This window comes from Burkholderia sp. AU44665 (genome assembly GCF_030504405.1).
Taxonomy (GTDB): Bacteria; Pseudomonadota; Gammaproteobacteria; order Burkholderiales; family Burkholderiaceae; genus Burkholderia; species Burkholderia semiarida.
In genome coordinates, this window is the sequence record NZ_JAUJRI010000010.1 from 98,405 (window position 1) to 109,402 (window position 10,998).

The 10,998-nt window shown below is 63.9% G+C and carries 5 protein-coding genes; 2 read left to right on the forward strand and 3 right to left on the reverse strand.

The window, feature by feature from the left end:
• Nucleotides 1-34: 34 nt before the first annotated feature.
• Nucleotides 35-880 carry a carbon-nitrogen hydrolase family protein gene (locus QZM15_RS21030; protein WP_302107194.1) on the forward strand — a complete coding sequence of 282 codons (846 nt, stop codon included), beginning with the start codon at nucleotides 35-37 and terminating at the stop codon, nucleotides 878-880.
• A 120-nt stretch (nucleotides 881-1,000) separates the two neighbouring features.
• Nucleotides 1,001-2,344 carry an APC family permease gene (locus tag QZM15_RS21035; RefSeq protein ID WP_059585370.1) on the forward strand — a complete coding sequence of 448 codons (1,344 nt, stop codon included), beginning with the start codon at nucleotides 1,001-1,003 and terminating at the stop codon, nucleotides 2,342-2,344.
• A 203-nt stretch (nucleotides 2,345-2,547) separates the two neighbouring features.
• On the opposite strand, the gene QZM15_RS21040 is transcribed toward QZM15_RS21035, so the two are convergent.
• The 3 genes from QZM15_RS21040 to QZM15_RS21050 all read right to left on the reverse strand — a co-directional run bounded on the left by QZM15_RS21040 (nucleotide 2,548) and on the right by QZM15_RS21050 (nucleotide 10,992).
• On the reverse strand, nucleotides 2,548-4,038 hold the full coding sequence (locus QZM15_RS21040) for an ISNCY family transposase (RefSeq protein ID WP_302107195.1): 1,491 nt from the start codon (nucleotides 4,036-4,038) through the stop codon (nucleotides 2,548-2,550).
• A gap of 302 nt (nucleotides 4,039-4,340) precedes the next feature.
• The gene (locus tag QZM15_RS21045) at nucleotides 4,341-7,061 is read right to left on the reverse strand and encodes a TonB-dependent siderophore receptor (RefSeq protein WP_302107196.1); all 2,721 of its coding nucleotides are present in this window, start codon (nucleotides 7,059-7,061) and stop codon (nucleotides 4,341-4,343) included.
• Nucleotides 7,062-7,824: 763 nt separating this feature from the next.
• Nucleotides 7,825-10,992 (reverse strand): multidrug efflux RND transporter permease subunit, encoded by a 3,168-nt coding sequence (locus tag QZM15_RS21050; protein ID WP_302107197.1) that lies wholly within the window; start codon nucleotides 10,990-10,992, stop codon nucleotides 7,825-7,827.
• Nucleotides 10,993-10,998: the final 6 nt, after the last annotated feature.

Here is a 10,998-nt window from a genome sequence, read left to right on the forward strand (position 1 = left end):
CGCGAATGAAAGGGTATTGGAAGGAGTGGGCTTCATGCAGGTAGAACTCGCACAACTCGCGCTGGTCGACGGCGACGTCGCACACAACACGCGCAAGGTGATCGACACGATCGGGCGCGTCGATGTGGCAGGTGGCACGAAGCTGGTCGTGTTCCCCGAAACGACACTGTCGGGCTTCCCGACGCGGGACAACGTCGCCGATGTCGCGCAGACGCTCGACGGTCCCGCGTTGTCCGCGGTACGCGATGCGGCACGACAGAAGGGCGTCGCCGTCGCGGTCGGCCTCGCGGAACGCGACGGCGGACGGTTCTACAACAGCACGGTGCTCGTCGACGATCAGGGCGAGCTCGTGCTGCGCTATCGCAAGACCCATCTGTGGGCGTCGGATGTCGGCGTATTCACGCCGGGCGACCGTTTCGTAACCTGTCCGTGGAATGGCCTGACGGTGGGCCTGCTGATCTGCTACGACATCGAATTCCCCGAGACGGCGCGCGCGATCGGTGCGCTCGATGCCGATCTGTTGATCGTCACCAACGGCAACATGGATCCGTTCGGCCCCGTGCATCGCCGTGCCATCGCGGCGCGTGCGATGGAGAACCAGATGTTCGCGCTGATGGTGAATCGCTGCGGCTCCGGTGATGACGACCTGACATTCGCCGGCCAGTCCGCACTGGTCGATCCGTTCGGCGAGAGCAGGCTCGAGCTCGGCCGGGACGAAGCCGTCGCGCAGACGAGCCTCGATCTGACGCGTCTCGAAGCAAGCCGCGAACACTACAGCTATCTGCACGACGCACGCGTGACACTCGGTCTCGCGCCCATCGAGCAGCCGAACGGACGCCGCGCGCTGATGATCGACGCGCGCCGTCACCGCACCGGGTAATCCGGCTCACTCGCTGTTCCTCTGCGACATCGCGCGGGCGTCACGCCCGGCGGTGCCGGCTCATTCCATTGAAAGGCCTGCCACAGGCACTCGATCGGCCTCGAAGGCCCAGGAGATAACATGCAAGCGTCGTCATCCCACGAACCCGCGCGCCTGAAGCGCACGCTCGGCTTGCCCTCCGTGCTGCTGTTCGGCCTCGCCTATATGGCGCCGCTGATTGTCTACGGTACGTACGGCGTGCTCGCCAAGGCCAGCGACGACACGGCCGCGCTCGCGTACCTGCTCGCTCTGGTGGCCATTGCGTTCACCGCGCTCAGCTACGGCAAGCTTGCGCGGCTCTTTCCGGCGGCAGGTTCCGCTTACACATACACGCGCAAGACGTTCAACCCGCATCTGGGCTTCATGATCGGCTGGGCGACGCTGCTCGACTATTTTTTCCTGCCGATGGTGATCTGGCTGATCGGCGCGGCCTATCTGAACGCGGCATTTCCGCATGTGCCGACGTGGATCTGGATCGTCGCGTTCATCGTGCTGACGAGCGGCCTGAACATCGTCGGCATCGAACTGGCGGCACGCTTCAACATCGTGCTGATGATCGTGCAACTGGCGATCGTCGCGATGTTCGTCGTGCTGTGCTGGCACTACGCGTCGGCGGCGGCAGGCGCGGGCGGTATCGCGATGGCGGAGCCGTTCTTCAAGCCGCATGTGCCGTTCGGCGCGACGATGGCCGGTGCCGCGATCGCCGCGTACTCGTACCTCGGCTTCGACGCCGTATCGACGCTGACCGAGGAAACGATCGATCCGAAAAAGAACATGCCGCGCGCGATCCTGCTGATTGCGCTGATCGGTGGCGCGATCTTCGTGATCGCTGCGTACACGATGCAGCTCGCACACCCCGGCGTCGAGTTCAAGGACACGGATTCGGCTGCATTCGAAGTCGCGAGGATGATCGGCGGCGACCTGTTCGTGACGGTGTTCCTGGCAGGCCTGATCCTCGCGCAGTTTGCATCGGGCATCTCCGCGCAGGCGAGCGTCGGCCGGCTGCTGTATGCGATGGGCCGCGATGAAATCCTGCCGAAGCGGATCTTCGGGTTCATTCACCCGCGCTTCAAGACGCCCGCGATCAACATCACGCTGGCCGGCGTCGTCGGATTGATCGCGTTGAAGCTGGATGTCGCCACGTCGACGTCGTTCATCAACTTCGGTGCGTTCCTTGCCTTTACGGCCGTCAATCTGTGCGTGATTCGGCTGTACCTGTCGGGCAATCACGGCGGCGAGCGCAGGATCGGCGTGCTCGGCGGCATCGTCTTTCCGGTGATCGGCGCGGTGGCCGATATATGGCTGCTCGTCAGCCTCGAGAAGACGGCGCTCGTGCTCGGCGTCGTGTGGTTCGCGCTCGGGCTCGTGTATCTGTGCTGGATTACGCGGCTGTTTCGGCAGGCACCGCCGGAAGTGGCGATTTGACGGGACGCGACGAAACCGATGACCAGCCGGCCGCCGGTCAGCTTACGCGGCCCGAAAGCGGACATCTCTATGCAGCCAAAAGCGGACATTTCTATCTAGCCGCTACAACTTGTGTCATAGCCATTTCAAGATGTCGGGGCGCCAGCCAGATAGAAATGTCGTGTTTTCAGGGATTCAGGATTTGTCTCTCATGGGCTTCTAGATCACGCAGTGTCGAAGAACTGGTCCTGAACGGGCAGGGTGCTTACGCTTGCGTCGCTGTTCCTTGCAGACCGACGGCCAAGTTTGCGCGCGGGCTGTTGCGCCTGTCTGCGTTCAGCGAGTTCCACGATCACCTGCTCGACGTCGGTCTGCGTGAATTCACGCTGCTTCTTTTTGTCTGGCTGCGGTGTGTTGCGATTCGTCTTGGTCGAGTCGCCCCGATGCGTTCGGGATGGAGCTTTACCGATCCGGCTGTTATCGCGTTGCGCCTGAAGCGCCTGCGCAACCTGGAGCACGTGACTCAGGCGCTTGTGTTCGATAACGGCGGCTTGATCGATCTCGGCCAGCCGGTCGTATTGCCTGCAGGGCAACACGTGACCCTCTGTTCGGAGTTCGATGCGCCCGTCCGGGTACTCCCAAACCTCGATCGTTCGATCGATCAGCTTCCGATTCTCCGGCGTATCGTCCAGCAAATACATCACTCGGTCGTACTGCACCGTGAGCGATTTCGTGACTTTCCGCGGCTCGCGCCACGTCATCACCAAGTCGAGATTCTCGTCGGCGCGCAGCGGTCGGTGTGCATTGAAGTCGCTCTTCGGCGGCTTCGCAAAACGTGCGTTGTAAGCAGCCATGAAGGAGGGCGCGTAAGCGTTGGCGTCGGCCACCGTGTTGATCCCGCGCAGCCGCATCTCCTTGACCAAGCGATCCTGCAACGTCAGATGTGCTCGCTCGACTCGCCCCTTGGCCGGACTACTGTTTGCGCAAAATGTGTCGATGTTTAGCTCGTACATCGCGCGGCCGAAGTGCGTCACCCGATTGCCAGTCTTGCCCGGCGTTGTATTGCGGAACACGCTGTACTTGTCGCTATAGAACGCCCCCGGTTTGCCATGACACTCGATATACGCCCGCGTCGCCTCGAAGTAGCTGAAGGTCGATTCGGTCTGCGCGAAGTGCAGCATCATCAACCGGCTCGTCGCATCGTCGACGTACACGAGCAGCGTGCAGGCCGGCGCCCGTTCCTCGAACCACCGATGGTCGCTGCCGTCGATCTGGATTAGTTCACCCAAGCACGCCCGCCGTGCTCGTGGCTGATAGACCTTCGGCGGTCGTTGCCGGCGTGGCACCCACAAACCAGCTTCCGTCATCAGCCGCCGTACCGTTTCCTTGGCGAGCTGGATGCCGTGGCATTCCCGGAGCTTCTCGCACGCCAGTGTCGGCCCGAAATCGGCGTAGCGATCCCGGATGATCGTCAGGACCCGCTGGGCCAACTCCGCATCCAGCCGCCGGTTGCCAGGACCGCCACGCTTGCGCGAGGTCAGGCCCACCGCGCCAGACTCCCGGTATCGAATCACCAGCCGCTCGATCTGCCGGACCGTCAGGCCCAGCCGTTCGGCCGCGCGGCCAGGCTTCAGGCCCAAATCCACTACGGCCTGGATTACCTTCAGACGGTCGAGTTCTCGCATGTTCAATGTCACCAATGCGGTTCGGTGCATCGCCGGCTCCATGATCTGACGGGGAGCCGGCAAGCTTACCGAGGTCCAAACGCGACATTTCTAAATGGCTAGAACACGACATCTCTAAAAAGCTACTACAACTTGCTTGGGTGATAATTATGATTATGTTAAATACGATAAAGTCGACTGCACGGCGTGCTGCTAGCCAAGCATCCTCGCGTTCGAACCTTGCACCTCCGCCCTTGCCTTGAGTAAAGCCGCCTGCCAGTCCAGCTCATTCCTCGTCGTCCCGGCGCGGGCCGCGCGCCGGGACCGGTTGCCACCTGGCGGTTTCCTCCCTGTCAGAACCGGTACGTCGCCCCGATCTGGAAGAAGCGGCCAAGGTCCGTGTAGAGCGACTGGTCATAGCCAGTGATGTCGGGCACGGCTTGCCACTCAACGTCGAACGGCGGCTTCTTGTCGAAGAGGTTCGTGATGCCGCCGTAAATCGTCCAATGCTTGAAGCCGCGATAGTTGAACATGAGGTTGAACTGGCTGTACGACGCTACCGATCCCGTACCGCCGTCGCCGAATTCCGCGGCCACGGCGTTCGTATAGGGTCCCGTGTATTGCCAGGTCAGCGTGGTCGTCAGCTGCCGGTAGTCCCAGCTCAGGCTCGTGTTGCCCTTCCAGCGCGGGTTGCTCGCGCCGAACGGCTGCAGCAGCGCAAGGTTGTTGCCGGCGAAGTCCTGCGGTGCAGTTCCGGGACTGTGCAGCTTGAAGTGCCACACATAAGCCCAGTCGCCTGCGAGCGTGAACGTGCCGTACTTGGTGCGCACCGCCTTGCGGAAGTTGAGATCGAAACCATCGGTGTCGAGCGCACCGAGGTTCACGAAATGCTGAACGAGGTAACGCACCGATCCGTCGGCGTTGCGCACGACGCGGGAGGGATCGTTGGCGACGAGCACCGCGTTCGGATCGTCGGTGCCGATGACGCCGTCGATGCGGACCTTGTAGAACGCCGCGCCGATATCGGTCATCGCATCGGGCGAAAGCTGGAAGCCGATGTTGTAGTTCTTCGTGTGCTCGGGCTGAAGATTCGGATTGCCCGCGACTTGCTCCGTCGTGAAGTGCTTCGTCGGCACACCGCTCGGATCGTTCGGATCGACGAGGTTCTGGTGAGAGAGATAGACGGCCTGCGAGTTTTCGACGAGGGTCGGCGCGCGGAAGCCGCGACTGTACGATGCATACGTCGTCAGCATCTGCACCGGCTGGAAACGCAGCGCAAAGCTCGGCGAAAACGCCCCGCCGAAGTCGCTGTAGTGATCGTAGCGGCCCGCCTGCGTGAACGTCAGGTTGCGCAGGATCGGAATGTCGACCTGGTAGAACGCGGCGGCGACGTTGCGCGACCCCTCCACCGTCTGCACGTTCGCGGGCGCGGATACGCCCTGCGACGCGAGCGTCTGCGGGTTGATCGTCGACGATTCGTGGCGGAACTCCGTGCCCAGGCCCAGGCCGACCGGGCCGCCGGGCAGCGTGAAGAGATTCGACGTCGAGGCCTTGGCTGTCACGCTGTCGACCTTCGAGATGGCCTGCTGATCGTCATCCGTGAAAACGCCGTTCAGGCCGTTTGGCGTGGCGGCCGGGTTCGAGAAGTTGTAGGTGCCGTTCGCGAGCATGTTCTCGAGGCCCGCGACGTTGATCCGGTTGCGATACGTCGTATCGACCGTGCTCTGCGAATGGCCGTAATCGGCCGACCAGTCCCATGCGCCGAATCTGCCCGCATCGAACGAACCTTTGACGCCCGTGTTCGCCATCCAGAACGTCGATACCGTGTCCGCCCCCACGACGTTGCCCGGGAAGGTCAGGTTGATCGCCGTCGGCACACCGAACGGGTTATAGGGGTTGCTCACCGGTACGGTGCGCGGCAGCGGCGAAACGGACCCGGTCGCCGGGTTGTAGACGTTCGTCGTGCTCGAGATCGAGGCCGGTCCCTGCAGCTGGACGGTTTCATCGCGGCTCACCCAGAAGCCCGCATAGGCCTGCGTGTTGTCGTCGATCTTGAAGGTGGCGCGCACCTTCGCGTTCAGGCGCGTCGTGGACGGAACGAGCGATGTCGACGCGGCCGGGTTGTACGTGCAATTGGTCGCGCTCGTCTTGCTGCCCGGCGGGCACGGCGAAAGCGGCACCTTGGAGCCGTCCGCCAGCGACCAGTAAGATTGCTGGTTCGGCCCGAGCGGCGCTGCCAGCCCGCCGGGATATTGCGTGAAGTCTTGCGCCGACGTCATGTCGCGATCGCCGAGCGTCGAGCCCGAATCGCGGTAATAGCTGGCGGCCGCGGTGACGTTGAAGCGATCCGAATTCAGATCGCCGAAGCCGGCCAGTACGCTGAAGTTACCCTGCCCGTCGCCCGGATGCTGCGCCTTGCCGAGTTGACCGTCGATCTGCAGGCCCTGAAAGTTCTTCTTCGTAATGATGTTGACGACGCCCGCGATCGCATCCGAGCCGTAGACGGATACCGCACCGGTCTTGACGATCTCGACGCGCTCCACCATGTTCAGCGGGATCGCGTTGACATCGAAGAACGTGTCGGTGAAGTTCACCGACTGCGCATAGTTCGCGACGCGCTGGCCGTCGACGAGCACGAGCGTGTATTTCTCGCTGAGCCCGCGCAACGCCATGCCGGCGCCGCCGGGGGCCGAGCTGTTCATCGTCGTCTGGCCCCAGCTGCTTGCGGAGTTGGCCGAGGTCGAACGCAGGAAATCGGCGACCGTCGTGTATCCGCTTTGCTGGATTTCCTTCGCGGTGATGACCTGCACTTCGGTGTGACCGACCTTGTCGGATGTGCGGATCAGCGAGCCCGTCACCTCGAACTTGTCGAGCTTCTTCACGCTCTGCCCGCCGGCGATGGCGCCAGATGCCGGCGCGGGCGCGGCGGCGGCAGCGCTGCCGGTTTGCTCGGCGGCGACGCTCCCGTCGACAGGCGTTGTCTGCGCGTAAGCGGAGGTACCCAAAGCCGCCGTCAACGCGACTTCAGCCCATACGATGCTGCGTATTGCCGATCCCAAAGCCGTTGGTTTCATAACACCCCTCTGTCGTCGCAAGGCCTGACCTTTTTGTATGCACGGAGATTCGCCGGCCTTTAAATAGCGCTGCCCCGCTTTCCTGATTCATCATCTGGCGATCGCAACCATTCCGTTCGCCCGCTCATTTCTTTCAACGTTATTTCTTCTACCGACAAGCGGAATTAATTTGAAATACAAGAAACGGCATTCCCATAGAGTTAGGAGGCCTAATTACATGAATCGATCTTTCCGCGCACCGAACGGCTGCAAACAAGCTGCACCCTGGAACATTCGCACCATGGCGCCTCGTCAATTAGCGCGTACGCGTTGCCAGGAAAGGCAACCGCTCGTTGAATGACTGCTTTACGCCTTCACTTTGAAAGCCTTAATGCACGGAATCTTCATTACCGTTCACTACCAAAGTTTTACGTTGGACGCGAACATAGCAGGACAGAAACTATGCGTCAAAAAATATTTGATGCCGCATAACTTTGTTTAGGTGCATTAAGCGCACTCGGTTGGTGCCGAATGAAAGCGATATGGTTCACCAGCCAATACCGTTGTCTTGTCTTCCTTGTTCGGCTGTTTTTCACCCCCTCGCGAATGCGCCGCAATGGAGCACACGGCCGGTACTCGTCAGCCAAAACTTTTTTGTTTAGCAAAGAGTGGGCACTCATCCTGAGAACAGATCGGACTCTTGATGGAGCAGCCCTTCGCGCACGTGCGCGGCGTCGCGCACCGGCGAGTTGACAGCCTTCGTGCGGAACACCCGTCGCGACCATCAATCGGTCTCCAGATTCCCGGGCGTTTCCACGCGCTGCGCGTCGCGCTTCGTCACCGCCGCATGCCGCCCGCGCCGGCCTATGGACACGACTACCCGAAACGCCACCGGCGCGAACACCAGCCCGAACACTGTCGCCGCCAGCACGCCCCCGAACGCGCCGGTTCCGATCGAACGCCGGCTTTCCGCACCCGCGCCGGTCGCCAGCACCAACGGCACGACGCCGAGCAGAAACGCCATCGACGTCATCACGATCGGCCGAAACCGCGCAGCCGCCGCCTCGACCACCGCCTGCCGCGGCGGCACGCCGCGCCCGACGAGCTCGCGCGCGAACTGCACGATCAGAATCGCATTCTTCGCCGACAACCCGATCACGGTAATCATCCCGACCTTGAAGTACACGTCGTTCGGCATCCCGCGCGCGAGCGCCGCCGCCAATGCACCCACGATGCCGAGCGGCACGATCGTCAGCACCGACAACGGAATCGTCCAGCTTTCGTACAGCGCGGCAAGCGCCATGAACACCGCGAGCACCGACAACCCGACCAGCAGCGGCGTCTGCCGCGCGGCGATCCGCTCCTCGCGCGCCGCGTCCACCCAGTCGTAGCCGATCCCGGCCGGCAGCATCGCGGCAAGCCGCTCCATCTCCGCCATCGCCGCGCCCGAACTGGTGTGGGTCGCCGCCCGGCCGCTGACGTCGAGCGACGGATAGCCGTCGTAGCGATTCAGCATCACGGGCCCGACCGTCCAGTGCGGCGCGGCGATGGCCGACAGCGGCACCATGTCCCCCGTGCGGTTGGGCACCGTCAGCGCCATCAGTTGCGTGTCGGTCGCGCGTGCGGCCGGGTCTGCCTCGATGATCACGCGGCGCATCCGGCCCGACGCCGGAAAATCGTTGATGTAGTTCGAGCCGAACGTACCGCCGAGCAGCCCCGCGATGCGCTCGAACGGCACGCCAAGCGCATACGCCTTCGCGCGATCGACGTCGAGCTCGATGCGCGGCGCATCGGGCAAGTCCTCGAAATGCACGGACGCGAGCGCCGGGTCCGCCTTCGCGCGCGCGGCCATCTGCTCGCGAGCGGCCTTCAGCGTGTCGAGCCCGACCCCGCCACGATCCTCGAGACGGAACGTGAAGCCGTCCGCGTGACCGAGGCCGGGCACCGATGGCGGCAGCGTCGCTTGTACGTCGCCGTCGAGAATCCCGTCGAAGCGCCGGTTGAGGCGATCACGCAACGTCGTCGCATCGACGTCGCGCTGCGTCCAGTCCTTCAACTCGACGAATGCCATCGCGACGTTCTGTCCGCTGCCCGCGAAACTCCAGCCGATCACGCTCGTCACGTTCGCGACGGCCCGCTCCGCGCGCAGAATCGCCTCGACGCGCTGGACGACCGCCACCGTGCGCGCTTGCGTCGCGCCAGCCGGCAACTGGATCATCACCTGCAGTTGCCCCTGGTCTTCGGTCGGCAGGAAGCCGCCCGGCATCATCCAGGACAGCAGCCCGCACACGGCCACGAGCGCGGCATAGAGGCCCGCGACCGTGCCCGTGCGGCGTACCGCCGACACGGTCACGCGCCGATAGCCGGCCTCGGCCCGCGCGAACGCGACGCCGAAACGGTCGGCCAGGCGCGCGCCGAGGCCGCGTCGCGGCACGTGGGCGCCTTCGCGACGGCCGACCGGTTTCAGCAGATTCGCGCACAGCGCCGGCGTGAGCGACAGCGCCATGAACGACGACACGAGCATCGACGCGATCATCGACACCGCGAACTGCCGGTAAATGCCGCCGACGCTGCCCGGGAAGAACGCCATCGGCACGAACACGGCCGTCAGCACCGCGGTCACGCCGACGATCGCCCCGCCGATCCGCTTCATCGCGAGGCGCGTCGCCTCGCGCGGCGACACGCCCTCCTCCATCACGCGGTGCACGCTCTCGACCACGACGATCGCATCGTCGACGAGAATGCCGATCGCCAGCACGAGGCCGAACATCGTGAACACGTTGATCGACAGCCCGAACGCCCACATCGCGACGAACCCGCCCATCAGCGTGACCGGAATCACGACGGTCGGCACGAGCGTGTAGCGCAGCTCGCGCAGGAACAGCCACATCACGCAGAACACCAGCACGACGGCCTCGACGAGCGTCAGCACGACTTCCCGAAGGGCGATCGTCACGAAATGCGCGCCGTCGAATGGAATCTCGACCGCGACGCCCGGCGGCAGCGTCTTCGACAGCTCGGCAAGCCGCGCCCGAATCGCGTTCGACGTCTGGAGCGCGTTGCCGCGCGGGCCGAGCTGGATCCCGACGGTAGCCGCCGGGCGGCCGTTCAGCCGGGAATAGAACGAATAGTCGTCGCGGCCGATTTCGACGCGGGCGACGTCGGCGACACGCACCACCGAACCGTCCTGCTTCGACTTCAGCACGATCCGGCCGAACTCCTCCGGCGACGTCAGTTGCCCCTTGACGACGATCGTCGCGGTGAGCTGCTGGCCACGCTCGAACGGCGCGTCTCCGATCGCGCCGGCCGTGACCGTCGCGTTCTGCACGCCGATCGCGGCGATCACGTCGTCGGCGCCGAGGTCGTATTCGCGCAACTTGTTCGGATCGAGCCAGACCCGCAGCGCCTCGTCGGCGTCCCACAGCTGGGCCGCGCCGACGCCCGGCGCGCGCTTCAGTTCGCGCAGCACGTAACGGTTCAGATAGTCGCCGAGCTGGGCGGAGTCGCGCGTGCCGTCGGTCGACGTCAGCGTGACGAGCATCAGGAACGTGTTGGCGGCCTTGAACACGCCGATGCCCTGCTGCACGACCTGCTGCGGCAGCCGCGGCTCGACCTGCTTCAGCCGGTTGTTGACGTCGACGAGCGCGATGTCCGGATCCGTGCCGGGCGCGAACGTCACGTCGATCTCGAGATTGCCGTGACCGTCGCTGCTCGTTTCGTAGTACTGCAGCCCGTCGGCGCCGTCGAGGCTTTCCTCGATGATGCTGCCGACGGCGCCGTCGACCGTCTCGGTCGACGCGCCCGGATAGGCCGCCGTGATCACGACGCGTGGCGGCGCAAGGCGCGGATACTGCGCGACCGGCAATTGCGGAATGGCGAGCACGCCCGCGACGACGATCGCGAGCGCGACGATCCACGCAAACACCGGGCGGTCGATGAAGAACGACGGCATCGGCGT